At 30.5% G+C, this 25,575-nt stretch carries 33 protein-coding genes; 32 read left to right on the top strand and 1 reads right to left on the bottom strand.

What is annotated here, in order from left to right:
* Positions 1-67 precede the first annotated feature (67 nt).
* The 10 genes from C1I91_RS26675 to C1I91_RS26630 all read left to right on the top strand — a co-directional run bounded on the left by C1I91_RS26675 (position 68) and on the right by C1I91_RS26630 (position 8,822).
* Complete coding sequence (locus C1I91_RS26675; RefSeq protein WP_128215642.1) at positions 68-370, top strand: plasmid mobilization protein; 303 nt, start codon at positions 68-70, stop codon at positions 368-370.
* A 185-nt stretch (positions 371-555) separates the two neighbouring features.
* Positions 556-1,275: a hypothetical protein gene (locus tag C1I91_RS26670; protein ID WP_128215641.1), complete on the top strand. Its 720-nt coding sequence runs from the start codon at positions 556-558 to the stop codon at positions 1,273-1,275.
* A gap of 161 nt (positions 1,276-1,436) precedes the next feature.
* The gene (locus C1I91_RS26665; RefSeq protein WP_128215640.1) at positions 1,437-2,375 is read left to right on the top strand and encodes a relaxase/mobilization nuclease domain-containing protein; all 939 of its coding nucleotides are present in this window, start codon (positions 1,437-1,439) and stop codon (positions 2,373-2,375) included.
* Between the two features lie 149 nt (positions 2,376-2,524).
* A complete protein-coding gene (locus C1I91_RS26660; protein WP_128215639.1) occupies positions 2,525-4,570 on the top strand; it encodes a hypothetical protein in 2,046 nt (681 codons plus the stop codon).
* Positions 4,571-4,657: 87 nt separating this feature from the next.
* Positions 4,658-6,838 (top strand): VirD4-like conjugal transfer protein, CD1115 family, encoded by a 2,181-nt coding sequence (locus tag C1I91_RS26655; protein WP_128215638.1) that lies wholly within the window; start codon positions 4,658-4,660, stop codon positions 6,836-6,838.
* On the top strand, positions 6,828-7,178 hold the full coding sequence (locus C1I91_RS26650) for an Mbov_0395 family pilin-like conjugal transfer protein (protein ID WP_128216116.1): 351 nt from the start codon (positions 6,828-6,830) through the stop codon (positions 7,176-7,178). Before C1I91_RS26655 ends, C1I91_RS26650 begins: the two co-directional genes overlap by 11 nt.
* Positions 7,179-7,205: 27 nt before the next feature.
* On the top strand, positions 7,206-7,436 hold the full coding sequence (locus tag C1I91_RS26645) for a DUF6133 family protein (RefSeq protein WP_128215637.1): 231 nt from the start codon (positions 7,206-7,208) through the stop codon (positions 7,434-7,436).
* Positions 7,437-7,485: 49 nt separating this feature from the next.
* Complete coding sequence (locus C1I91_RS26640) at positions 7,486-7,716, top strand: DUF6133 family protein (RefSeq protein WP_027626208.1); 231 nt, start codon at positions 7,486-7,488, stop codon at positions 7,714-7,716.
* Between the two features lie 63 nt (positions 7,717-7,779).
* Complete coding sequence (locus tag C1I91_RS26635; protein WP_128216115.1) at positions 7,780-8,613, top strand: conjugal transfer protein TrbL family protein; 834 nt, start codon at positions 7,780-7,782, stop codon at positions 8,611-8,613.
* A complete protein-coding gene (locus C1I91_RS26630; RefSeq protein WP_027626210.1) occupies positions 8,613-8,822 on the top strand; it encodes a hypothetical protein in 210 nt (69 codons plus the stop codon). The genes C1I91_RS26635 and C1I91_RS26630 overlap by 1 nt, the downstream gene beginning before the upstream one ends.
* On the opposite strand, the gene C1I91_RS26625 is transcribed toward C1I91_RS26630, so the two are convergent.
* Positions 8,819-9,052, bottom strand: coding sequence for a helix-turn-helix domain-containing protein (locus C1I91_RS26625; RefSeq protein WP_027626211.1), 234 nt, complete (start codon positions 9,050-9,052; stop codon positions 8,819-8,821). The two genes, C1I91_RS26630 and C1I91_RS26625, sit on opposite strands and share 4 nt — an antisense overlap.
* A 132-nt stretch (positions 9,053-9,184) precedes the next feature.
* On the opposite strand from C1I91_RS26625, the gene C1I91_RS26620 reads away from it, so the two are divergent.
* The 22 genes from C1I91_RS26620 to C1I91_RS26515 all read left to right on the top strand — a co-directional run bounded on the left by C1I91_RS26620 (position 9,185) and on the right by C1I91_RS26515 (position 25,494).
* The gene (locus C1I91_RS26620; RefSeq protein WP_164880676.1) at positions 9,185-9,355 is read left to right on the top strand and encodes a Spo0E family sporulation regulatory protein-aspartic acid phosphatase; all 171 of its coding nucleotides are present in this window, start codon (positions 9,185-9,187) and stop codon (positions 9,353-9,355) included.
* Between the two features lie 29 nt (positions 9,356-9,384).
* A complete protein-coding gene (locus C1I91_RS26615) occupies positions 9,385-9,717 on the top strand; it encodes a hypothetical protein (RefSeq protein ID WP_128215635.1) in 333 nt (110 codons plus the stop codon).
* Positions 9,718-9,779: 62 nt separating this feature from the next.
* Entirely contained in the window at positions 9,780-10,196 is a 417-nt protein-coding gene (locus C1I91_RS26610) for a prepilin peptidase (protein ID WP_128215634.1), read from the top strand.
* Between the two features lie 15 nt (positions 10,197-10,211).
* A complete protein-coding gene (gene cpaB, locus C1I91_RS26605) occupies positions 10,212-11,018 on the top strand; it encodes a Flp pilus assembly protein CpaB (protein WP_128215633.1) in 807 nt (268 codons plus the stop codon).
* Complete coding sequence (locus tag C1I91_RS26600; RefSeq protein ID WP_128215632.1) at positions 11,008-11,865, top strand: AAA family ATPase; 858 nt, start codon at positions 11,008-11,010, stop codon at positions 11,863-11,865. The genes cpaB and C1I91_RS26600 overlap by 11 nt, the downstream gene beginning before the upstream one ends.
* Positions 11,865-13,229, top strand: coding sequence for a CpaF/VirB11 family protein (locus C1I91_RS26595; protein ID WP_128215631.1), 1,365 nt, complete (start codon positions 11,865-11,867; stop codon positions 13,227-13,229). The genes C1I91_RS26600 and C1I91_RS26595 overlap by 1 nt, the downstream gene beginning before the upstream one ends.
* Positions 13,226-14,155 (top strand): hypothetical protein, encoded by a 930-nt coding sequence (locus tag C1I91_RS26590; protein WP_128215630.1) that lies wholly within the window; start codon positions 13,226-13,228, stop codon positions 14,153-14,155. Before C1I91_RS26595 ends, C1I91_RS26590 begins: the two co-directional genes overlap by 4 nt.
* 75 nt (positions 14,156-14,230) lie before the next feature.
* Positions 14,231-14,596: a type II toxin-antitoxin system RelE/ParE family toxin gene (locus tag C1I91_RS26585; protein ID WP_128215629.1), complete on the top strand. Its 366-nt coding sequence runs from the start codon at positions 14,231-14,233 to the stop codon at positions 14,594-14,596.
* The gene (locus C1I91_RS26580; protein WP_027626220.1) at positions 14,589-14,873 is read left to right on the top strand and encodes a helix-turn-helix transcriptional regulator; all 285 of its coding nucleotides are present in this window, start codon (positions 14,589-14,591) and stop codon (positions 14,871-14,873) included. The genes C1I91_RS26585 and C1I91_RS26580 overlap by 8 nt, the downstream gene beginning before the upstream one ends.
* 58 nt (positions 14,874-14,931) lie before the next feature.
* Positions 14,932-15,804, top strand: a complete 873-nt coding sequence (locus tag C1I91_RS26575; protein ID WP_128215628.1) for a secretion protein F — start codon at positions 14,932-14,934, stop codon at positions 15,802-15,804.
* Positions 15,805-15,815: 11 nt separating this feature from the next.
* On the top strand, positions 15,816-16,223 hold the full coding sequence (locus C1I91_RS26570) for a DUF4320 family protein (RefSeq protein WP_128215627.1): 408 nt from the start codon (positions 15,816-15,818) through the stop codon (positions 16,221-16,223).
* The gene (locus C1I91_RS26565) at positions 16,214-16,768 is read left to right on the top strand and encodes a hypothetical protein (protein WP_128215626.1); all 555 of its coding nucleotides are present in this window, start codon (positions 16,214-16,216) and stop codon (positions 16,766-16,768) included. The genes C1I91_RS26570 and C1I91_RS26565 overlap by 10 nt, the downstream gene beginning before the upstream one ends.
* Positions 16,769-16,927: 159 nt before the next feature.
* The gene (locus C1I91_RS26560) at positions 16,928-17,461 is read left to right on the top strand and encodes a DUF6550 family protein (RefSeq protein ID WP_008423831.1); all 534 of its coding nucleotides are present in this window, start codon (positions 16,928-16,930) and stop codon (positions 17,459-17,461) included.
* Between the two features lie 71 nt (positions 17,462-17,532).
* Positions 17,533-19,260 carry a DUF8193 domain-containing protein gene (locus C1I91_RS26555; RefSeq protein ID WP_128215625.1) on the top strand — a complete coding sequence of 576 codons (1,728 nt, stop codon included), beginning with the start codon at positions 17,533-17,535 and terminating at the stop codon, positions 19,258-19,260.
* A gap of 10 nt (positions 19,261-19,270) precedes the next feature.
* Positions 19,271-19,837, top strand: coding sequence for an MT-A70 family methyltransferase (locus C1I91_RS26550; protein WP_035283401.1), 567 nt, complete (start codon positions 19,271-19,273; stop codon positions 19,835-19,837).
* Positions 19,838-19,843: 6 nt separating this feature from the next.
* On the top strand, positions 19,844-20,221 hold the full coding sequence (locus C1I91_RS26545; protein ID WP_128215624.1) for a DUF3846 domain-containing protein: 378 nt from the start codon (positions 19,844-19,846) through the stop codon (positions 20,219-20,221).
* Between the two features lie 12 nt (positions 20,222-20,233).
* Positions 20,234-21,298 (top strand): DNA (cytosine-5-)-methyltransferase, encoded by a 1,065-nt coding sequence (gene dcm, locus C1I91_RS26540; RefSeq protein WP_128215623.1) that lies wholly within the window; start codon positions 20,234-20,236, stop codon positions 21,296-21,298.
* A gap of 120 nt (positions 21,299-21,418) precedes the next feature.
* Positions 21,419-22,093: a hypothetical protein gene (locus C1I91_RS26535; RefSeq protein ID WP_128215622.1), complete on the top strand. Its 675-nt coding sequence runs from the start codon at positions 21,419-21,421 to the stop codon at positions 22,091-22,093.
* A 20-nt stretch (positions 22,094-22,113) separates the two neighbouring features.
* Positions 22,114-22,314 carry a hypothetical protein gene (locus C1I91_RS26530; RefSeq protein WP_128215621.1) on the top strand — a complete coding sequence of 67 codons (201 nt, stop codon included), beginning with the start codon at positions 22,114-22,116 and terminating at the stop codon, positions 22,312-22,314.
* A gap of 2 nt (positions 22,315-22,316) precedes the next feature.
* Positions 22,317-24,155, top strand: coding sequence for a VirB4 family type IV secretion system protein (locus C1I91_RS26525; protein ID WP_128215620.1), 1,839 nt, complete (start codon positions 22,317-22,319; stop codon positions 24,153-24,155).
* 128 nt (positions 24,156-24,283) lie between these two features.
* Entirely contained in the window at positions 24,284-24,634 is a 351-nt protein-coding gene (locus tag C1I91_RS26520) for a hypothetical protein (protein WP_008423847.1), read from the top strand.
* Positions 24,631-25,494 carry a diguanylate cyclase gene (locus C1I91_RS26515; RefSeq protein WP_008423848.1) on the top strand — a complete coding sequence of 288 codons (864 nt, stop codon included), beginning with the start codon at positions 24,631-24,633 and terminating at the stop codon, positions 25,492-25,494. Before C1I91_RS26520 ends, C1I91_RS26515 begins: the two co-directional genes overlap by 4 nt.
* Positions 25,495-25,575 lie beyond the last annotated feature (81 nt).

Below are 25,575 nucleotides of genomic sequence, written 5' to 3'. Positions count from 1 at the left end.
TTGTATAAAGTTGGGGAATCCCCAAACCCCTTTTTAAAAATGATTCTTTCAAGAAAGAAGTGAAGGAATGAGAAAAAGAAATGTTCAAACTAATATAAGAATGACAGAAGAAGAAGTAGAGCAAATAAAAAAGAAAGCAAAGAAAGCCAATATGACCTTTAGCAATTATGTTATAGCTTCAGCACTTAATAAAGAAATAGTGGTTATTGATGGAATAAAAGATTTTACTCACCAACTTTCTAAAGTAGGTACAAATCTTAACCAATTAACTATGCTTTGCTACCAAGGAAAGATAAATTGTCCTGATATAAATTCAGTGAATAGGATGTTGAAGGAGATATTGGAGAAACTTGTAGGAATTAAGAAATAAGATAAAATTCTTGGAATTATTGAGAATTTAACAGAAGTGGAATATAATTTTGTATAACTAATAAGATATTTAAAAAAAATAGAAATTTATCTAGTTTTTTATAAATTATGTAGAATATTTGTAGACAATGAAATATACCAATCAAAATTTATCATTGGAATTTTTTATAATTGGAGGATTGTTGAATGCGGTTATATAGAGCCATGCCCATGAATGAAAAAATACTAAATAGCCATAAAAGAGTCTTTTCCAAGGGTCAAAATGTTATTAGTAATATTTGTGTTTTGAATGAAATATACAGTCAGATAATCCCTACACATAAGTTGAATAAAGCAAGTAGGAATAGAATTATTTTTTCATTCACAGATGATATAGATGTGGCTTGTAGATTTATAGAAAAATATCCTATGACATATAATAAAATTGGATATATAGATTTAGAAATTTCAGATGAAACTTCTGCATTATTAATAAATAATGAAAATGTTCTATTTATTAAACCGATTTTTAGATTGTCGGATTGGATAGATTTAGCCATTTATAATGTAAGTGAAAATAAAAATTATTGTACCCCAATTACTATAAATAACGTCAATTACGCACGAAAAGAATTTCCATTAATAAATACCTTAGTTCCAAGTAGATGGGGAGCTTTAAGTTTAGCACGTGCTGCAAGAGAATACGTGGTAATATGTCAAAATTTAGTTCCTTCTATACTATCAAAAAAGGATATTGATTACGAGAGAAAAAATAAGCACCTTAAAGATTATAATCTATTTCTTTCTGATAATGATTCCATCACAAAAAAAGAAGTTGTAAAAAGTTTGAAGAATGACCTTGAAAATATTAACATATCAAAAGTGCGCAAGGATTACCTATTTAAGTTATTATCTGAATGCAAATGAAAGAAATAGGATGGTCATAGTATTTTGATTACAAATTTCAATTCATCAAAATTTAATTGCGCATTTTATAAGAATATTAAAATTATAAAAACACTTGTTATTTTAAAATAGCAGGTGTTTTCTATTGTAACCGCAATTGAGTGAAAAAGTAAGGTGAAGATATGGCTGTAATAGAATTTATTAATGGTTCAAATAATACCTATAAAGGTATGAAAAGAGCTATAAATTATATAAAGAATCCCCTAAAGACATCAGAATATTTAACTGGAGGAAAAGATTGCTTACCAGATACAGCTTATGAAGAGTTTGTTATCACTAAACAGAATTTTAATAAAGAAAAAGGGAGGCAGTTTATACATTTTGTTCAATCATTTTCTCCTAATGATATAGCTACACCGGAAATTATAAATGAAATAGGTAAAAAGCTTTTGGAACATGAAGTTTTTAATGATTTTCAGGTAATATATGCAACTCATACAGATAAAAAACATCTTCATACTCATTTTATTGTAAATTCAGTTAGTTTTTCAAAAGGATGTAAGTGGCAGCTATCTAAGGAACAATTAAAAAGTCTTAAGGAATATTCAGATGAGTTATGCAAAGAATATGGTCTTATTGTTATAGATGGAGAAAAAGGAAAGCACAAAAACAGGGGAGAATATAGAGTAACGTATAAAAAGCAGAGTTGGAAATATGAGCTGTATCTTGCTGTCAAGCATTGTAAATGGTGTAGCAGAAGTAAGGATGAGTTTATAGAAAATATGAATATGCTTGGTTATAAAGTTGATTGGATAGATGAAAGAAAATATATAACTTTTATAACTCTTGATGGAAAAAAGTGCAGGAATAGAAAACTATATCCTCCAGAACAATTTACAAAAGAAGCACTTCTTAAAGCTTTTGAATTAAATAAACAGAAGGCTGATAAAAAGCAGCTTGAAGCAAGGATGGAATTACTATTGACAGCAATTGAAATAATTTCTAAGGATAATAGTAATAATTTTAACTCTCATTTACCTTTAACCGCACTTGAGGGACAAGCAAAGAAGGAAAGAGCAATTGAGGAAAGCAAAGGAAGAGGATTAGATTGGGAGATATAAAATTAAAAACAAACATATTGGTAAAATATAAGATAATTTGTAAAATGTATGATACAATATTATCATAATATTCTATCAAAACGACTAATTCGTTTTGATTTCTATAATTTAAGAAAATAGAATAAATATGGTGAGTTGTGGAGGCAAATATGATAACTAAGCAGTCTAGAACAAAGCTTGATTTAATAAGAATAGAAGGTATTTGTAGAATGCTTTTTGATTCTATAGAATATGATACACTGAAAAATAAAATAGAGAATGTAACAGGTAGTGGAGAAATTAAAGATGTTAAGCAAGCTTTATTTAGAATGCCGAGATATCAATTAATAAAAATAATTGAAATCACACCTAGTATAACTACATCAATGATTAATGAGGCATATGAACAGTATAGATATGGTTTGAAACCAGGATTTACTTTATTTTCGATAACAGGAACATGTAAGAATATAAAAATTAGCGATGTAGAAGATAAGCTAAAAGAATTATTGTCAGAAGTTAAGTATGCAGATGAAGGCAACTATAAAAATTTAAAATATAAAGATAAAGTAAAAATTGATGAAAATGTATATGAGTTTTGCTTTGTGTATTTAAGTAAATATAGTTATATTTCAGAGACAGAAGAACCTAACTTTATTTATGAACTTGAAGAGTGTTTTGTTTGGATTAGTATTATGGATAAATTTATTGCTATTAAAAGTGCTCCTAATGCAATAATAAATATTATTAAAAGAATTTTTTCTAATATTTATAATGCTCATATATGCAGTGTAAAGCTTACTAAAAAACTTATTAATGAGATATTTGGTGAGAATAAAATGCGTAAAGGAACTTTTTATAAACCAACTGCTGGAATAGATGAAGCAGAAAAGGTTACTGTGGCAGATCCATATCTATCTGAAAAATCAAGTGTAAGGGAAAGGTTTGAAGGTTATGATATTACGTCTTCGCATTTAAATGAAGAAATAGATGAAAATACTACAAGCACATTAGGTATAAATTGTAATAAAGGGAAAATATATATTACAAAAAACCTTAATGCATCGCTTTTTAGAAGTTGGAGTGTTAAACGAATAAAAGATATTATCTCATATTTACGTAAATTAGAAAATACTAAAGATTTTGAAATTTTTAAAGCTAAGAATATGACTAGCGACAGTATATGGGGGAATTATAATTCAAAGCAAAAAATGATGATTGAAAATATTATGTTTTCTGTATTTATTCATAAGCTAAATGGAATTGATTCATTCCAGTTAAATTATACGGTTGAAGATATCTTTAATACTTTATTTGATTCATTTTATAAAAGAGTAAGTTATAATTGTGAAATTTGTGATGATGTTTGTAGTGGTTATTGTTCAAATTGTGGAAATAGTCAAATTGTTCTTGCTAAAAACGGAGCCTTGATGTGTAATAGCTGTGGCAGTGTACAAAAGGATAATTATACTTTTCAATGTGATGAAGGACATGAAAGTACATATAATTCCATTAATGAATTTATTATACTAATTCCAAATGGAGAATTATTAAGAAAGATATATGAAACAATTGGAAATCAGTTTAGTATAAAAATGGATTCTATGAATGAAAGTTTTTATATACAAGAAAATACTATAAATTTTCTTTCACATACTAAAGGAGAATATATTCCACCTGAAGATATAATAGAGCTAAAACCAATAGCAAATAGAGAAATATCGGAAGCTAGATATGAAGAACTTCTGGATAAATATATTAGTATAAAAGAGAAATGCAAAAAGACAAGTAATAAAGATTGTAATAAATGTTTATTATCAGATAGAAATTCTTGTATAATGAAGATTTTTACTGTCTATGATGGATTTAGGCCAAGCCCGCATCATGGACAAGAATTTGGTGATATTAATTTTGAAGTAACATACAAACAACAGACATTAGAATTAGTTGGTATTGCAAAAAGTAGAAATAAGGATAGTGAAGTATTAAATCTTAGTGATTCTTCAGCTAGAGAATTAATACAGCAGTTTTTATCAATGACTCATGATAAAAGAGTTGGAATAATATCAGCGGTTTGTCCGATGAGATTTCATGAACAACTTGTACAAGAATTAAAATATGTTTCAAGATTAAGTGGTGCAAAGATGACAATATTTGATGATATTTTTATGACAAAATTATTAGATTGTTTTATAGAAAAAAATAAACTCGGTTAATAGTTGATTTCTTATAATTAAAAGACTTACCAACTGGTAGGTCTTATTTTTATCCCCAAAATTCAATTAAGAAAGGAGATCTGCTCCATGAAATCGAAAAAGAAAAAACTTTTAATAAGCCTACTCATACTAGTGAGTGGCATTTTATTTAACCTTTATTTTTCTAGCATTATTCATCAGCTGCTTTCAAAGCAAATGACAATACTAAAAATCCCAAACTTAATAATCTGTATCCATAGCATGGCGGTAAGTAAAAAACACTTACTGCTTTTTTTATGTCTTGATGGGTTTATAGCTTTATTTTCGGTATTCTACTATCTAGCAAACAATAAGCCTTATCAGAGTGATTTAAGGGTAATAACACCTAAAATTTCAACACCAGTACCAGCAGGGCAAAAGCAGTTTGGTTCTGCTGAGTGGCTTACAGAAAAAGAGAAGGATTCAGCTTTTAATAGCTTTATTCTAAATACAAATGACAACGGGATAAAGGTATTAATAGAACAAGGATATGATGATTTAAAAGAAATGAAGAAAGGATGGAATGAAAGAAATGAAAGAGAAGATGAAGGGGAAAAGAAGCAAGAAAAATGCTCAGAGAGGAAAGAACAGTTTACCATGGAAGGAGAAAAAGGAAATATTCAAGGAAAATCCAAAGATGAAACCTCAAAATGTTCAGGTGAATTTACCAAAACTCTTTTACCGCAGGGTGGGATAGTTTTAGGTTGTAAAAAACATAAGGGAAGTGAAAAGATTTATTTTATAGGAGAAGATGTTCATAGTCTTTGTATTGGAGCTACTCGTTCAGGCAAAACAAGAACGGTGGTACTTGAAAGCATAGGTACAATAGCACTTGCAGGGGAAAGTATGATATTAAGTGATCCTAAGGGAGAATTGTATGCATATACCTATCCTTTTTTAGAAAGGTTAGGCTATGAAGTTATAGCAATAGATTTTAAAAATCCTGAAAAGAGCAGTAGGTATAATTTCCTGCAGCCTATAATCGATGCAGTAGATAACAATGATGTTGCTAAAGCTATTGATGCAACTTGGGATTTAACCTCACAGCTTGTAGGAGAACCAAAGGGTGAGAGGATATGGACAGATGGTGAAGCTTCTATAATTGCAAGTGCTATTATGAGTGTGGTTTATGACAACAAAGATGACAATAACAGAAAATATCAGAATATGACTAATGTTTACTACTTTATTAGTGAGATGTGCAAGGCTACTGGTAACACTATGCCAATAATAGAATATGTTAAAAAGCTAAATCCCTCCCATCCTGCTAAAGCTTTACTTGCTATTTCAGAAGTAGCACCAAGCAAAACTAGAGGAAGTTTTTATACTGCAGCTCTTACAACTCTAAGATTATTTACTAATCCTTTAATCAATTCCATGACTAATGTAAGTGACTATAATCCTAAGGAAACAGGCAGTAAAAAGAGAGCTATATTTATAATACTTCCAGATGAAAAGACTACTTATTACACATTGGCAAGTTTATTTGTATCACAGCATTATATTGAACTTGTAAAAAGTGCAGATGAAAGAGGTGGAAGACTAAAAAACAGAGTAAATTTTCTACTTGATGAATTTGGAAATTTTGCTACAATACCTGATTTCTCTAATAAGCTAACCGTTGGTGGTGGCAGAGGAATCAGGTTTAATTTATTTCTACAGAGTTTTGCACAGCTTGATGACAAGTATGGAAAGGAGGTGGCAAAGACCATAAAAGGCAATTGTGAAAACTGGATTTATCTTCAGGCAGACGATATTGACACTCTTGAGGAAATATCAAAAAAGCTTGGGAACTATACAGTATCTACTTATTCTTTAAGTGCATCTCAAGCAAAATTTTCTACTCCATCCAGCTCTCAAAGTATTAATCTAACCCATAGAGCACTACTTGCAGCAGATGAAATAAGGCTAATATCAAGACCTTACAGCTTAATTACTTCAAGAAATAACCCTGCAATTATGTATTCACCAGATTTATCAGCTTGGGAGTTTAATAAAATGTTTGGACTTGGAGATAAAGAACATAACAGAAAAGTAAGGGAGCTAAGGCAAAACAGAAGAAAATCAAGAAACATAACCATGTCTGATATGGACTTATGGGGAATATGGCTTTACTATGCTGCAAAGGAGGAAATGGGATTAATAAAGCAATCAGTAAGAGATATGCGTATGCAGGTTTCTAAAATCCAATCAGGATATTTTTATGAAGAAAGCGAAAAGAAAGGAGAACTATACAGCGATGAAGATTAAGAATTTATTAAAGAAAGTAAAAGAAAAGGCTTGGGCAGTAATTTTAACTTTATACGCCTTATTTATGAGTAGCTATACAGTCTATGCTGATGATAATGTACAAAATAGCAAACTTGTAAAAGGTACAGAAAAACTTATAAATGACATAACAACTTGGCTTATGATATTTGCTCCAGTAGTAGCAGGAGTGCTTATAATATACTTTTTTATAAGACGTAGTGCTGCCGATGATATGGATCAGAAGAAGTGGAACAACAGAATTGTAGTTGCTATAGTTTCTTGCATAGGTGCAGTTATAGCTTCAGCCACATTAAATTTAATAATTGGATATTACAAATAATTTTAAAAAAATTGGAGGGATTTATTAATGAAAAATTTAGTATTAATGATGCAATTAAAAGCAATGAGTAAGATGAATTCAGTAAAAGAAGCTTTAAAGAGTAAAAGCGGTGAGGGCTTTGTTGATACGGCAGTAAAAATACTTATGTCAGTAGTAATAGGAGCATTAGTTCTTGGAGGACTATATCTATTATTTAAGGACACAGTTCTCCCTACATTAACTCAAAGAATAAAGGATATGTTCAATTTCAAAGGTTAAAAAGTTATAAAAAAGTAAAAGAAAATATAAAAAGTGGAGGGATTTATTAATGAGAAATTTAGCATTAATGATGCAATTAAAAACAATGAATAAGGTGAATTCAGTAAAAGAAGCTCTCACAAGTAAAAGCGGTGAGGGCTTTGTTGATACCGCAGTAAAGATTCTAATGTCAGTAGTAATAGGAGCACTTGTACTTGGTGGATTATATCTATTATTTAAAGATACAGTTTTACCAACATTAACTCAAAGAATAAAGGATATGTTTAATTTTAAAGGCTAATAAAATCGTTTAAAGGGCTTGCAAGTTTAAACTTCAAGCCCTTTAAACTTGGAGGTGATGATGTTGGAGGCATTACTTGTAATGCTAATTGCAGGGATATTAAGTGGCTGCCTTGCATATGTAAATTCTCTTTTAAATGATCTTGTCTCGATAGCTCTTCATGCAGAAAAATATATGGATACTCTAATTGGTACAAATGGATTTACGGAAGTGTTTAATATATTTTTGGCTTTTGGTATATCTCTTATAGTGCTTAAATTTCTAAAGAAAGGCTTTGAGCAGTATGTGCTTTGGACAGAAGGTGATGCAGACGCAGATCCCTTAGTATTTCTTACTGGATTTTTTAAAGCGTTGGCAATAGCAATAAGTTTTCCTACACTATATCTTTGGCTTGCAACAATAGTTGAAGATTTAACAGATAAGGTAATAAATTTAATAAGTAGGGGAATGACAACAGATTTTTCAGCAGTAATAACAGGAATATCAAGTGCAGGACTATTTACAGCTATAATATCCTTGATATTTTTCATATGTTTCTTTCTTTTATACTTACAGTTTTTAATGAGAGGTATGGAAATATTAATACTAAGGATAGGACTTCCCTTAGCTTGTGTAGGTATTTTAGATGCAGATAAAGGAGTATTTAGAACCTATATACAAAAGTTTTTTCAATCAACTTTAGCTGTAATGGTTCAGATAGTGCTTGCAAAGGTAGGAGTAGCACTAATGCTTAATACTCATGTGTTTTGGGGAATAGCAGCCCTAATGCTTGCCATAAAAACACCAAGATTCCTTCAAGAATTTATTATCGTATCTGGTGGTCAAGGCTCTGGATTAATGGGAAATATATATCAATCTGTAAGACTTGTACAGATAGCGAAAGGAGCTTTTAAGTAATGGATTTAGTAAAAGAAATGGCAGATGCTTTTATGGTATTAATAAGAGCAGGGGCAGTACTTAGGGTAATTTATTGTATTATTCGTATGGGAGCATCTGAGGAAGAAAGCTCTATGTATAAGAAGAGAGCAAAAAACACAGCGATTTTTTATATAATAGCTGAGTGTATATGGCAAATTAAAGAATTAATAATGAACTATTATAGCTAAATTTTATCTTTAAGGAGTATTTCAATTTTAGCAATAAACACACTAGGTTTAACCTTTAAACTGTTACAAATATTAAAAATAACACTAAGAGTAGGCTTTCTTTTTCCTCTTTCTAAAAGGCTAATATAGGTTCTGTCTAAATCACATTTATCTGCTAATTCTTCTTGAGAAAGATTTTTTTCAGTTCTATATTCCTTTAAAACAATGGCTAAAGCTTCTTCTAAAAGCATTAAAATCATCCCCTTCTATATAATTGTCAAAAAAAAAGCGACAAGAAGTCCACGGACTATAGTCTACAAATGATAAAACATGTGGTATAATATCTCAATGTGATATTATTATGGAAAATGTGGGTGAGGATTATGAAAAAAAGCATAGAACATATAAATAATGAAATAGAAAATCTAAGAATTGTTTTAAATGAAATATGTGCCTCTATAGATGACGAAAGTCTTACGGAAGAAATTTTAGATATAAGCAGACAAATGGACAAACTTATAATTGATTATATAGAAGCAAAAAAGAAAAGATAATAAAACTTAAATATGAATGGGGGAGAATAATGGAACAATTTGAAAAAGAAACCCTATATATACCACTTGGACTTAAAACAAGAACAGAAATTTTTGAAGGTTTTGGCAAGGAAGAACTTTTAAAATCTATAGGAGCTACCCTTGTTGCAGCATTAATTGATACAGTAGTGTATCTAACAATAAGGAACACAGCATTTTGTGTGGTGTTTATCCTATCTTCAATTGCAGGCTCAGTTATGATGCTTACAAAAGATAAGACTAATATTTCAGTAGTGGATCAGATAAAATTCATGGTTAGATTTCATAAATCTCAAAAAGTTTATAGATACAAATATTTGGATGAATGGAATATAGGCACCTAACATTTATATCGTTAAATGATGGGTGTTTTTATTTTGTCTGAAAGAAAGGTGAAAAGTTAGTGATGGAAATATTTATTCTTAAAGGTATCTTATATGCTTTAATTTTAGCCTATGCAAGTTTTTATGATATAAAGACTAAAACTATTCCAGATAAGGTTCATATCGTAATAGTTATTGTAGCATTAATCAATTTAAACAGTTTAAATTCAATAATAGGCTTATTACTTGTCCCAATACCATTTTTCATTACAGCTTTAATAAAAGGTGGAGGAATAGGTGGAGGTGATGTTAAGTTTATGGGAGCTAATGGATTTTTTCTTGGAGTGAAAGGAGGTTTTATTGCAAGTATCATAGGACTTACTTTAGCAGTAGTTGCAAATTTTATTTATTACAAAATTAAAAAGAAGGATAAGAATATATCCTTTCCATTAGCACCGTATCTATCCATAGGGTGCTTTTTAACATATTTATTATTTTAGAGGAGGAGTTTTTCAATGAAAAATTTATTTAAAAATAGAACAATTGTAGGTCTTTCAGCTATAGTTTTATCTCTTATTATATGCTTTGGAGTAACACCATTATACAATAATGCACTACAGTCAAAGGTTAAAATTGTGAGAATAAGTAAAGATGTCCCTAAGGGAGAAATTATAAGTGCAGATAAGGTTGAAATTATAGAAGTTGGTGGATACAATTTGCCAAAGGAAGTTATAAAGAATAAAGAAAATGCAGTAGGTAAATATGCTGCAGCAGATTTAAGTAAAGGAGATTATATTTTAAGTAGCAAGATTTCAAATAGTCCTTTAGCAGAAAATAAATATCTTTATAGCCTCGATGGAAATAGCCAGGCAATATCCATCACTATAAAAAGTTTTGCAGCAGGGCTTTCAGGAAAACTTCAAACAGGAGATATCATTTCAATAATTGCATCAGATTATGGTGAGTTTAGAGAAACTGTGATACCGAAAGAGCTTCAATATGTAAAAGTCCTTGCAGTAACTACCAGCGAAGGAGCAGATAGGGTTTATAATCAAAAACAAACAAATGAAAAAGATAAGGAACAGGAATTACCATCTACTATAACTCTTTTAGTAAATAGAACTCAAGCAAAGTTGCTTGCAGATCTTGAGCAAAAAAGTAAAATCCATGTGTCCTTAATATATAGAGGTTCAGAGGAAAATTCTCAAAAATTCTTAGATGAGCAAAAGAAGCTTATAAATGATAATAAAGATAGTAGTACAGGAAATATGAGTAATACAGATAACTCAGTAAGTCAGGGGGCAAGTACAAATGAACAATAATAAAATAATTGCTCTTTGGGGAAATCCTGATGCAGGAAAAACTACTGTAAGCATTAAACTCGCTAAAGAACTTTCTACAAAAAAGAAAAATGTTATAGTGGTGTTTTGTGATGTGCTTTCACCAAGCATTATGACAATATTACCCTATGCAAAAGAAGAAAATAAATCTTTAGGTAGCATATTATCAGCTCCAGAAATAACTCAGGAAGATATTTTATCAAAATGCATTACCTTAGAAAAAAATCCTTATATAAGTTTTCTGGGATATTCTCAAGGAGAGAATATATTTACTTATGCTTCTTATTCAAAGGAAAGAGCAGTAGATTTTTTAATACTTCTAAGGCATCTTGCAGATTATGTTATTATAGATTGTTCAAGTGTTTTTGCCTATGATACCTTATCAGCAGTAGCACTTGAAATGGCAGATAATGTAGTAAGGCTTTGCAGCAGTAATTTAAAGGCAATATCCTACTTTGCTTCTTATTTACCACTGCTTGTAGATAGAAGATTTAATGTAGATAAGCATATTAAGGTTTTATCAAAGGTAAAGGAGAAGGAACCAAAGGATCAGATAATAGAAATGTATAGAGGAGTAAGATATGAGCTGCCCTATACAGAAGAAATAGAAAATCAATTTTTATCAGCATCACTTTTTAACCAGCTAAAGGATAAGAATAGCTTAGAATATGAAAATACTGTAAGAGCTTTAAGCAATTATATTATAGATGAAAAAGAGAATACTAAAAACTCAATTTCAAAAAAGAATGCTGTAGAAATTAAATCAAAAATAAAAGAGATTTCCTTATTAAAAAAAGCTTTTGTCTTTGGGAAGGGAGGAACTAAGTAGTGAATAATGCAGCTTTGTTTTTCAATACAGGGAAAAACTTAAAAGAATTCCCAGACATACTACAGGATGTACAGGAACATATTTCAAATAAATATTCAAATCTTATTTCAGATAACCCAAATGAGCAGAAGGATCAAATAAAATCCTATATTTCAAAATATATTATGGACTATTCCTTAGGGGTAGAGGGATTAAGTTTTGATGAACTTGTAGAAAAACTTTATTCAGAAATGGCAGAGTTTTCATTCTTAACAAGGTATTTATTTAGAAAAGATGTAGAAGAAATCAATATAAATCAGTGGAGAGATATTAAAATAACTTATACTAACGGAGAAATTCTGCCTACAAAAGAGAAATTCAATTCACCTGAACATGCTATAGATGTAATAAGAAGACTGCTTCATAAGTCGGGAATGATTTTAGATAACTCTCAACCCATAGTAAGAGGACACTTATCAAACAAAATAAGAATAACTGTATTTGGTACTGGTGTTATAGATGATGATAAAGGAATTTCAGCTTCTATTCGGATTGTAAATCCTCAAAAATTAGCAAAAGAGAACTTTATTAAAAATGGCACAGCTACAGAAGAAATGTTGGATTTTTTAAGTATATGCTTAAGATATGGCATAAGTATGTGTGTAACAGGAGCAACGTCTTCAGGTAAAACTACCTTAATGAGCTGGCTTTTATCTACAATTCCAGATGATAAAAGAATATTTACCATAGAAAATGGAACAAGAGAGTTTGACCTTGTGAAAACAGATGAAGAAGGAAAGGTAATAAACAATATAGTACATACAGTAACAAGATATAGTGAAGATAAAAAGCAGAATATAGATCAAGAAAAACTCCTTGAAAGTGCTTTAACCTTTAACCCTGACTATATATGTGTCGCGGAAATGAAGGGAGAAGAATCCTTTGCAGCTCAAGAGGCAGCAAGAACAGGACATGCAGTAATAACTACAACCCATGCAAATTCCTGTGAAGCTACTTATTTTCGTATGATGACCCTTTGTAAAATGAAATATGATATAAATGATGACACCTTATATTCTTTAGTTACAGAAGCTTTTCCAATAGTTTTGTTTACTAAAAAGCTTGAAGATAATTCAAGAAAGGTAATGGAAATTACAGAGTGTGAAATACTGCCTAATGGTAAAAGGCAAATTCACACTCTTTTTCGTTATCATATTAAAGAGAATACAGTAAAAAATGGGAAAGTTAAAATAATAGGTAACTATGAAAAAGTAAAGGATATATCAAAGAGTCTTCAAAAAAGGCTTCTTGAAAATGGAATGCCATTAAGTGTACTAGAAAGCTTGCTTTCTAAAAATGTAGTAGAAGAAGGTGAAGAAAAATGACCTTATTAAAATTAATAGCTTTCTTAGGAATAATTGCAGGGAGTTTTATATTACTTTCCTTGTCACCTTTTGAATTCTTTGAAGCTATAGCAAATAAATTTAAAGGTAAGAAAAAAACTATTAAAACAAAAGTTAAAGAAGCTACAAATAAGAAAAAGCCAAGAGGAATAAAGCTTCTTCTTGAAGAAACTAAAGAAATACTAAAGATTACAGGAAAAACAGAAAAGTTTTATACTCTATGTGTAGCTTCATTTTTCTTATTTGTAATAGGAGTTATTGTAGCTGTATCTATGAATAACTTCTTTTTAGTTCCAGTGCTCTCTATAGGCTTTTCGCTTGTACCTTTTTGGTATATAAAATTTACAGCAAACTTTTTTAAAAAGCAGTTAAATGCTGAACTTGAAACAGCTCTTTCAGTAATTACCACATCCTATATGCGAAGTGAAAGTATAATAACCGCAGTAGATGAAAATATAACCTATTTAAATCCACCAGTATCAGATGTATTTAAAGGTTTTTTAACTCAAACCAAGCTTATAAATTCTAATATGAAAATAGCATTAGAAAACCTTAGGAGCAAAATAGATAATGATGTATTCAGAGAATGGGTGGATGCAGTAATAGCCTGCCAAGAGGATAAAAACTTAAAAACCACCTTAACACCAATAGTGTCAAAGCTTTCAGATATGAGAATAGTAGGAGCTGAACTTGATTATCTTCTTTATGAACCTATGAAAGAGTTTATAACTATGACTATACTTTTAATAGGAAATATTCCACTAATGTATTTTCTAAATAAGGAATGGTACGAAACGCTACTATTTACTGGCATAGGGAAAGCAATACTTGCAGTTTGCATAACTGTCATATTTATATCATTAGCAGCAGTAATTAAATTAACTAAACCAGTGGAATATAAGAGATAAGACATTGACTAAAGTTATCGTATATGATAACATATAATTAATAAATGCATATATTATAAAGAGGGAGATATAAACGTGGATTGGAAGGTTGAATTCTACCAAAGAGAAAATGGTAACATCCCTGTAATGGAATTTTTATCATCACTCTCACCTAAAATGAGAGCAAAAGCATATAGTGAAATAGAACTTTTAAAGAAGCATGGCATTTATTTAAAAGAACCTTATGTAAAACCCATTAAAGGAGAACAATATAAAGGAATATATGAGTTAAGAATAAAATTAGGATCAGATGCATCAAGAATATTTTATTTTACTTATCATAGAGATACTTTTGTATTGTTAAATGGATTTCTTAAAAAAACAGATAAAACGCCAAAGCTAGAGCTTGAAAAAGCAAAAAGGTATAAAGAAGATTTTGAAAAGAGGTGTGAAGATGAGTAAAGCAAGTGTTGATTTTTCAGTAATTAAAGAAGAACTTATGAAGGATAATGAGTTCAAAGATGAGTATGAAAAACTAAAACCACGCTATGAGCTTATTTCAGAAGTAATAAAAGCAAGAAGAGAGCTAAACCTAACTCAGGAAGAATTAGCTTACCGTATAGGAACTCAAAAATCAAATATTAGCAGGCTTGAAAGTGGAAACTACAATCCTTCTTTAGATTTTTTAAGTAAGCTTGCAAAAGGGCTAGGAAAAGAAATTCATATAGAACTAAGATAATATTTAATAATTTTACACGCAGAGCAAAAGCACTGCGTGTTTTTTGCGAGGTGAAAAAATGTTAATTATATTTTTTATATTCTCATGTCTATTTTCTTTTGGAATTTACATGATAATTGCAGACATATTAAAGTTTCCAGAGATTAAAGCTTCAAAGGCAGTAATAAGCATAAGCAGGAGAGAAAAGAAAAAGACACACAATTCGGAACTATATATATTACAGCTATCAACTAAGCTTTCAAAAATTATAAAGCTTAATGAGTATAAAAAAAGAAAACTTACAGCAATTTTAAAATCCGCAGAAATAAATTTAACTCCAGAAACCTATATTGCTAAAGCTTATGTTAAAGCAGGTTTAGTACTATTTAGTATTATTCCTGCTTTATTTATTTTACCAATAATAACTCCAGTAATCTTATTTTTAGCTATAGCAATATATTTTAAAGAAATTAAGGTGGTTGAGGATAAGGTTAAAAATCAAAGAGAGGAAATAGAATATGAACTTCCAAGATTTACTGCTACTCTAACTCAAGAGCTTAAAGCAAGCAGAGATATACTGTCTATTCTTGAAACTTATAAGCAAAATGCAGGAAAAGCCATGAAAAGAGAACTTGAAATAACTGTTGCAGATATGAAATCAGGAAGCTTTGAGGGAGCACTTACAAGGTTTGAAACAAGACTTGGAAGTTCAACACTTTCAGAGGTCGTAAGAGGGCTTATAAGCGTACTTCGTGGTGATGATGGAGTGGTATATTTTCAGATGTTATCCCATGATTTAAAGCAATTAGAACTTCAAAGACTTAAAACACTAGCAGCAAAACAGCCATCAAAAATAAGAAAATATTCCTTTGCAATGCTTATGTGCTTTGTACTAATGTATCTTGTTGTAATGGGGATTCAAATAATGAAAACCATGGGGCAATTGTTTTAGGAGGTGGTGCAGTGATTAAACTTTTAAAAGAAAAGAAAGGCGAAGGATATATTGATACTGTAGTTATTATAATTGCAGCTATGATGGTTATTGCTTTTGCAGTAAAAATATTTCCTGTATTTGTGGCAAAAAATCAATTAAATACTTATGCCAATGAAATTATGAGAACCGCAGAAATTTCAGGAAGAGTAGGTACGGAAGTAAGTGCGAAGGTAGAAAGTTTAAAAGATCAAACAGGAATAAGCCCTGCTATATCATGGCAGGCAAATTACATTAGTGGAACAAATAAAGTACAGCTAAATGATGAAATTACTGTAACAGTTACTAAAACGGTGGATATAGGTTTCTTTAGTTTTGGCTCTTTTCCTATTGAACTTAAATCTAAAGCTACGGGGAGGAGTGAAGTGTATTGGAAGTAAAAAACATAAGAAGGATATTGAAGGAGAAAAAAGGAAATGCTCTTCCTCTTGCTTGTGCAATAGTTTTATCACTGATAATAATATTTAGTGCAGTATCAGAATACATGAGGCTTCAAATTATAGCAAAGGGAGTAAGGGATGCACTTCAAACTTCTGTAATAGTTGTGGCGGTTCAAAATTATGATGATGTATATAATGGGCTACGTGAAGGATATAGTGGAGGCTATAATCTAAACCAAGCTAATTTATGGGAGAGTAAAGTAGATACAGGAGATATATTTACTTATCTTGATAATCTTTTAGGTTTAGAGAAAAATGGTGTATATCACATTAAATTTACGGGAAAAGAGACAGAATATAAGCTTTCAGATCTTAAAATAAATATTATAAATACACCATTAGCACCGTTAAACCCTAATACTTCAAATAAATTTCAAGCTCAAGCTACTATCCATATTGAAGTACCTTTATCTTTTGGATGGGATAAGTTGCCACCACTACAAATAAACTTAAAGGTCAATGCAGGTTATACTTCTAAGTTCTAAAGTTAATCACATATCCACAGGAGAGCGTGTGGACAACGTGTGAATAAGTGAAAATAAAAAATTAAAAAAACATCTGGACAAAATACAAAAAGTATGTTTATTTTTTAACAAGGGCAAAAAAAACCGTTATGTTGAAAAAAATTAAGGGAGTGAATGTGGATGAAAAAACTTAATTTTAATGTAAAGAAAAATTTAACTGTAACATTTCTTGTTGTTTTAGCTATAGCTCTTGGAGCAGGCTTAATAAGTTATGTAAATAAAACACCTAAAACTAAAGAGGATAAAGTTTTATCAGATATTAATAAGGTAGATGAAGTTAAGGTAGACGAAATAAAAACAGAAAATGAAGAAAAAGCTAAAGTACCAGTTATTAATGCTGCTGATAGTACAGAAAAATCCTCTCAAAATAATGTTGTAAGTAGTAATACTGAAACAGCACCTAAAAAACCAGAACCACCAAAGGAAAAACCTAAGACTACAGATGATATAACAAATAAAAATAAAGTACCTACTTATCCTGAAAAAGCAGTAAAACCACAGAAAGAATCAAGTCCTAAGGGAGGAGAAAAAAATAACAAAGGACAAGTATATGTTCCAGGGTTTGGTTGGGTTAACGATGAAGGTGGTGGTGGTCAAGGAACAAATGTAACATCTGATGGTGATATTAATAAGCAAGTGGGTACAATGGATTAGTTTAATAAAAAAGTATTTTTAGAGAGTATGGTTAAAATCTGTACTCTCTATTTTTTTGGAGGTGTAAGCTTATGAAAAGAGTAACAGCATTTTTACTTTGTTTAATGTTAATAATTTTTTCTGTACCTATAAGTGTATTTGCTGAAGGAGATGGAAACTTTGACGGTGGAGGAGGTGGAATGGGAAATGGATCATCTCAAAACTTTTGGAATCCAAGGAATGATGGGGTAAGGATTACTGTTATCAGGTGTAGAGATCAAATGCCAGTAACTACACCTATTGATTTCTCAAATAAAAATCAAAATAATATAAAAATACATTTTGGAAAGAAATCAAAAATTCAATATAGAAACGGAAGTTCCTTGCAAGCATACACAAGTGTGTATAACTATTATATTCCATCTCAACCTATGCCAAGAATTATAGGTTCAAGTAGCTATACTATAAATATTGAAGCTACTAAAAAATACTTTTGTTCTGAATATGCTCTAAAATTAATTGCAAGCCTTACTGGTATGAATTATGAAAATCTTATAAGCGGAGATTATAAAATACTTATTGAACCTATAGCTTACATGACTTTTCAAGGAGTGTATATGGCAATGACTGCACATGAAGCAGCATTATATGATGAAAAACTTGGAGGAGGTTTAAGAGCAAAGATGGTAAGTTTATCTCATAAGAATTTGCCCCTTGCTTTGTTTTTACAAACTTCTGATTTAGGTTTTGCTGCTTGGTCAGGATCGAGTAATCAAAAGGTATCAAATACTCAAATAAAAGCCTATTTAGGACTTGGTGTCATAAGGTTTAGTGAGGCGGATAAGGGAGTAGATATTGATAGTAATTCCTATGAATATAGATGTGACACAGATGTTATTACTTCAATAACTGTAAATACAGATAGAAGAAGAACACCTGACAATCCTGTATCTGTAACCTTTAGAGTAAATGGACAAAACTACACTGTAAGTAATATTTATATTCCAGAAGGAGAATCTCAAAAGGTTTGGTTTAAATGGCACACTCCCAAAACACCACAAACATTAAATATAGATGTAAGTATAAGTGGAGCATCTGCAAATAAAGCAAATATTACAGCCCAAATAGTAGACCTTAAAGAAAACACTCCACCAAATCCTACTGCTAATGATAAGAATTCAAGTTTTAAGACTTCTAGTATTCCAAGTAAAGCTCCAAAAACTTCTGCTACATGGGGAAAATGGGATTGCTATTGGGAACCTAAATGGGAATGGCAGGCAAACTGGAGCTGGGTTAGTACAGGTAAAAACACAGGATACTGGGTTGATAATGGTCATTGGGTTGATAGAGGAGATTGGAAATATAAATGGATAAGTTACTATGCTTATCTTTCAGCCAATATGAACCTTCAGCCAGATGCTAAAGTCCCTACAGCCTATTCAAAAACTATGAAATCAGGATATGGAATAAACTTAAATGTAAATTCTAATCTTAGTTCTAATGCTCCAAGCTCATCCATAACAGGTGCTCAAAATGCTATTTCTTATTATCCTGAATTTAATTATAAAACTTATAATAGAGTATTAGAAATGATAACAGCAGGTTATTCCTCAAGTTTTCAGCTTAGAAAAAATAAATATTCTACCTATAATCAAAGAGTACATTTTACTCCAATATGGTATCCAGATGGAATCTATTCTGTATATGCAGAAGTAATAGATGTATGGACGCCAGAGGGTATGCTTTCAGTTAATTTGAATGATTATGTAAACATAAAAGGCAGCTTGTATGACGATTGGCATATAGGCCCACAGTTTTAGGGTGAAACTTATGCGATTTAATATAATTTATGCTGATCCACCTTGGAGCTATAAGGTATATTCTAAAAAAGGTAGAGGAAGATCTGCTGAAAATCATTATAATACTATGAGTCATGAAGATATATACAATCTTGACGTAGCAAGTTTAGCTATGGAAGATTGTATTTTATTTTTATGGGTTACTTTTCCTAACTTACTTGTAGGTCTTGAAACTATGAAAAGATGGGGATTTACTTATAAAACTTTAGGGTTTTGCTGGGTAAAGAGAAATAAGAAAAGCCCAAATTGGTTTTGGGGACTGGGATTTTGGACAAGAGCTAATCCGGAAATATGCCTAATTGGAACTAAAGGTCACCCTAAAAGAATATCAAAAGCAGTTCATTCAGTTATAGATTTACCTATTGAAAAGCATAGTAAAAAACCTGAGGAAGTAAGGAAAAGAATAATTGAGCTTTGTGGAGATTTACCCAGAGTTGAACTCTTTGCACGAGAAACTCATGAAGGATGGGTTTGTCTTGGTAATGAAATTGATGGTTTAGATATTAGAGAAAGTATTAAAAAAGTAAAGGAGATGTAAAAACTTATGAGAGTATTAATAGTTCAACCTCAAATAAGGCCTTATGTTGCAGAAATAGAAGAAGGTTTACAACCTATGCAGGAGATAGTTGGAGGCTCAATTGAAATGGTAGATTTAGATGATAATACAAGCCTTGTTTGTAATGAAGAAGGTAAAATAAGAGGTCTTGAAGGAAATAGACGTATCGGCAGGGATATAATTGCTGGTACGTTTTTTCTTTGCGGCTTTAATGAAGATGGAGAATCTATTTCACTAACAGATGAGCAGATTTCAAAATACTATGAAAGGTTTAGAGAACCAGAGTATTATTGTCAGGAAGAAGTAGAAGACTCCGCTTTTATGGATATTTATGTACCAGATTATGAAGATGATATGGAGCTATAGGAGGGAGAATACTTGAAGTTTATTGATTTGTTTAGTGGTATAGGCGGATTTAGATTAGGACTTGAATTGGCTGGACATGAATGTGTAGGTCATTGCGAAGTAGATAAATTTGCAGATAGAAGTTATAGAGCTATGTACAGTTGTGAAGGAGAGTGGTTTATTAATGATGTCAGAAAAATCAATCCAAAAGAAATGCCCGAATTTGAATTGCTCTGTGCAGGATTTCCTTGTCAAAGTTTCTCAATTGCAGGAAAAAGGAGAGGATTTGAAGATATTAGAGGAACTATGTTCTTTGAAATTGCCAGATTGGTTAATGAAAGAAAACCTTCACTTCTTCTTCTTGAAAATGTCAAAGGACTGCTATCGCATGACCAAGGCAGGACTTTTAAAACCATCCTCAGTACACTTTATGAATTGGGGTATGATGCTGAATGGCAATTGCTTAACAGCAAAGATTTCGGAGTGCCACAAAACCGTGAAAGAGTGTTCATTATTGCACATATTAGAGGAAGAAGTTTCACAAAAATATTTCCTATCATCAGTTGCAACCCAAAAACTCTTAAGCAGCTTATAGGAGGTAAACAAGGACAAAGGGTATACAGTATAGATGGTTTAAGTACAACATTAACTTCTCATGGAGGTGGTCAAGGAGCAAAAACAGGATTATATTTTGTTGACTTAAATTTAAAACCTCAAGTAACTGAAAATGCAAGATGTATAAAAGCAAGATATAATTCTGGGATTACAAATAAAGCTGCAGATAATAGTGGAGTTTTAGTTATTCCAAGAGCTGTTCTTACCCCAGAAAGATTAAAAAAACGTCAAAATGGGCGTAGATTTAAAAATGAAAATGAACCAATGTTTACTTTAACAACACAAGATAGACATGGAATATTATTGGGTGGGGCGATAAGAAAACTTACGCCTCTTGAATGTTTTAGATTGCAAGGATTTCCTGATGAATTTTATTATAAAGCACAATCAGTCAATTCAGATAGCCAGTTATATAAGCAAGCTGGTAATTCAGTTACCGTTTCAATAGTATATGAAATTGGCACAAGATTAAGAGTAGAGTGACTAGAATTTTAGATAATATGCACTGCTTAAAGAATAGCAAAAATGAGGATTATGAAAAAAAGATATTAATATTAAAACATGAAAGAATTAAAGAAGGATTAAAGCTATAGGAGGTGCACCATGAAACCTATTATACCAATTGTTATGTTATTACTATGTTTAATTTGTGGAGGTTTAACACTGCTATTTTTAAAGAAAAATAGTATAAGGACAAAGGTTACAGAAAATAAAGAGCAGAAAACTGCTAATGAGTTTGTAAATGCAAAAGATATTAAAGAACGCTATTTATATACACGAGATGGCTACATTATCATGTATATAAAAATTAATCCTATAAGTATTGATTTGTTATCAGAAAGAGAAAAAAAGCTTTTATGTAAAACTCTCACAGCAGAACTTTCAAGTGAGCAAAAACCTTATAAGTTTTTAGCAGTATCAAGACCAGTAGATATTTCGCTACTTATAAATGAGTATACTGGTATTATTTCAAATAGCTCAGATCAAAAGCAAAAGGATTTGCTAAGAAATGAAATGCTTGTAATGAGTAATTATGCCTTATCTGGAGAAGTTGTTGAAAGGCAATTTTATATAATGCTTTGGGAAAGGTATGAAGAAGATATAGAAAGAGAAATATCTAAAAGATGCTATGAATTTAAATCAAAGCTTGAAAGTGGAAATATACAATGTGAAATTTTAAAGCAGCAGGATATAGTAAGGCTATGTAATCTTATTAATAATCCAGCTTATACAAATATTGAGGATAGTGAGTTTGAAGCCACTATCCCTATTTTTTAAGGGAAAAGGGTGAGTTATAAATGGCAAAGAAACATTATTATGGGAAGATTGAATTTTATTCTATGACAGGTAAAGTTATGGAAACAATTTATTATGAAACTGAAGAAGCTTATAGAAAAGAAATAATGGATAGCTACGAAATTGGAAGACCTATTAATCCTCAGCGATTGCCTGAAAATAAGTTTATAGAGGATGAATTTGAAGATGAAGTGGAGATGTGAAAATGATAAAAAATAAGAATAACATAAACCAAGAAATTTTATTAAATAAATCTTTGCTAAATATAATTACTCCAATGGGACTAGAAATAAAAAGAAACAGCTTAGTTATAGGCGAAAATACTGGAAAGGTATATGGAATAGTTAAATATCCTCAAAAAGTTGATTATGGATGGCTTTCTAAAATTACTAATATACCAAGTACTATTGTCAGTATAACCTTTAAACCTATTGATAATTCTTCTTTTATCGAAAGTCTTTCAAGAAATGTAATACAAAGTCGTGGGGCAGCAGAAAGTGCCAAAGATCCACTAGCTCAGAAAAGGGCAGAACGTTCAGCTTTAGATGGAGAAAAGATAATGGTGCAAATAGATCAAAACGGTGAAACTGTTGGACTTATGGGAATTACCATTATGCCAATATCAAGAGAAGATGAAAATTTCAATAAAGTTTGCAGAAAAACTGAAAGTACCTGTGCCATGAGTAAATGTAAACCAAGAAACCTGTCAAACTTGCAAGAACAGGCATTTAAAAACTGTTCACCCTTTTATACTTCAGATGAAAATATAGAGCAGATAGTAAGCAGAATAGTTCCTTTATCCACCTTTGTAGGTGGATTTCCTTTTTCATCAAGCGGTTATAATGATGGAACAGGTTATTATTTTGGAAGAGATTCTAGTGGCGGATTAATTATACTGGATACTTGGAAGAGGGGAAATGATAGAACCAACACTAACATGGTTATAATGGGAGTAGCTGGTGTTGGAAAGTCTACAGCAGTTAAGCATATAGCCTTATCTGAATATATGAAAGGTACTAAAATTATATTTGTAGATCCAGAAAGAGAATACAAAGAGCTATGCGAAGCTTTAAATGGAGATTGGATTAATGCAGGTGGAGGCAGCAATGGAAGAATAAATCCACTCCAAATAAGATCAACACCAGTAGATGATAATGATGAAGTTTATAAAGATGAAGGTCAAGGTATGGGTGATATGGCTCTTTATATTAAGAATTTAGAAATATTTTTTAGTCTATACATTCCATCCTTAACAGATAGAGAAAGAGCTATTCTTAAAGATTGCTTAATTGAGCTATATAATAACTTTGGCATAACTTGGGATACAGATATAAACCAATTAAATAATGAGGATTTTCCTATATTTTTAGACCTTTATAATTTGATAGATAAAAAAGCAAAGGAAAAAGAAAAAACAAGAAAAGAAAGTGAAGCCAATATTTATGATGACCTTGCTCTGCTTTTAAAAGACATAGCCATGGGAAGTGATTCTTTTCTTTGGAATGGATATAGCTCTATTAAGACTAACACAAGATGTATTTGTCTTGATACCCATGATTTACAAAATACTAATGACAATATTAAAAGAACTCAATATTTTAATATTCTTACCTGGTGTTGGCAGGAGATGAGCAAAGATAGAAATGAAAGAGTATTGTTAATCTGCGATGAAGCTTATCTTATGATTGATACCAATGTACCTCAAAGTCTAGTATTTTTAAGAAATGTTGAAAAGAGAGCAAGAAAATATGAAGCAGGAGTTGCTATAATAAGCCATTCAGTTGTAGATTTTCTTGATCCACAAATAAAAATGTATGGACAGGCACTTCTTGATATACCTTGCTTTAAAATCATAATGGGTACAGATGGCAGAAATTTACAAGAAACAAAGGAACTTTACAATTTAACAGATGCAGAAGAAGAGCTTCTTGCAAGTAAAAAGAGAGGCAATGCCTTATTCATGATTGGGTCTAAAAGACTTCATGTTGTGTTTGAGATACCTGAATATAAATTTGAGTATATGGGGAAAGCTGGGGGAAGATAAATAATATAAGAGTAATATTATTAAACTATGGAATTTATCGACAATAAAATAAATTTCAAGTAAAATAATAGAATAATTAGACAATTTATGATAATATAGTTTATGAAATTAAGGAAGGTGACATATTTATGGGATATAAATCAGAAGGAACTAAAAAAGCTGAAATAAGTATGAGATTTTCAGAGTTTGAAATGCCTCCTATGCAAGACATATTAATTGTTGGTAAGAAAGCTCCAATAGGTCCAGAGGCTGCTAGAAGAATGGTAGATATATTATCTCCTGATCAATATGAAATAGTTAAAATAGAACATCAGTGCGTGGAAGCAATAGTTGTTAGAAGGACTATCTTAAATATGCTTCCGCAAGATAAACTTATTCCAATAATAATGGAGGAGGTTGAAAGGATTGCTAATGAAGATATGATTATAAAGGCGCAAGTTAATATAACTATCAATGTTAGCAAATCTATAGATTTATGATACAAAGGGTTTTAGATATAATAGATAAAAATTTTTATAAAGTAGACGTATTAGATGGAGTAAAAAAAGTTCAGGAGATTTTTTATCAAAATAACATAGAGTGTTCTGCCGTTTATGATAAGAAAAAGTTAGTGGGAGTCTTAACTTTAAGAGAATTAGGAATTGCAAATCCTAACAGAATAGTTGCGGATGTTATGACTAATAGATATATTTGCGTAGGCTCAGAAACCTCTACATGGGAAATTAAAAATTTATTTGATTTTAATCAGAACATAGATGTAATATTTGTAGAATATAATAGTAAAGTTGTAGGGGTTATTACGAAAAGTCAATTAAAGATAGAATTGGGAAGACATATTGATTTACTAACGGGTTTATATAAAAGCGATTATTTATTTTATAATATAAATAGTTTAATAGAGCAAAGAAAAGAAGTTTCATTAATATTTATAGATTTAAATAATTTTGGATATATTGATAAGAAGTTTGGACACATAAATGGAGATAAAGTTTTGAAAATTGTGGCAGATTTACTTAAAAAAAATATACAACCAGATAATTTTTTATGTAGATATGCAGGGGATGAATTTGCAATTTTGACTACATATAATGCGAATAAATGTAAAATTCTTTCTAAAAAAATAGTAACGGCAATAAAAGATTATAATTATCCTTATAATATTCCAGTTTCAGCATCTGTTGGCATAGCATGTTGTAATTTCAGTGACAGAATAATTGACGATAGGATAGAAACAATAAGAAATTTAGTAAATGTAGCAAGTTTAGCATCAACAAAAGCAAAACAGAATAATAATGATCATATTATTATTGAAGATTTTGAAACAGGTATAACGGCATAAAATCTTAATAAATCTATAGTCTAGTAACAATTTGTATATTAGTTTAGAGAAGGATATGTAATAATTCAATCCTTCTTTTTT

Source organism: Clostridium manihotivorum (assembly GCF_004015185.1).
Lineage (GTDB): Bacteria > Bacillota > Clostridia > Clostridiales > Clostridiaceae > Clostridium_AR > Clostridium_AR manihotivorum.
Note: the sequence above shows the minus strand (reverse complement) of the source record. Positions and strands in the feature narration are given on the sequence as shown.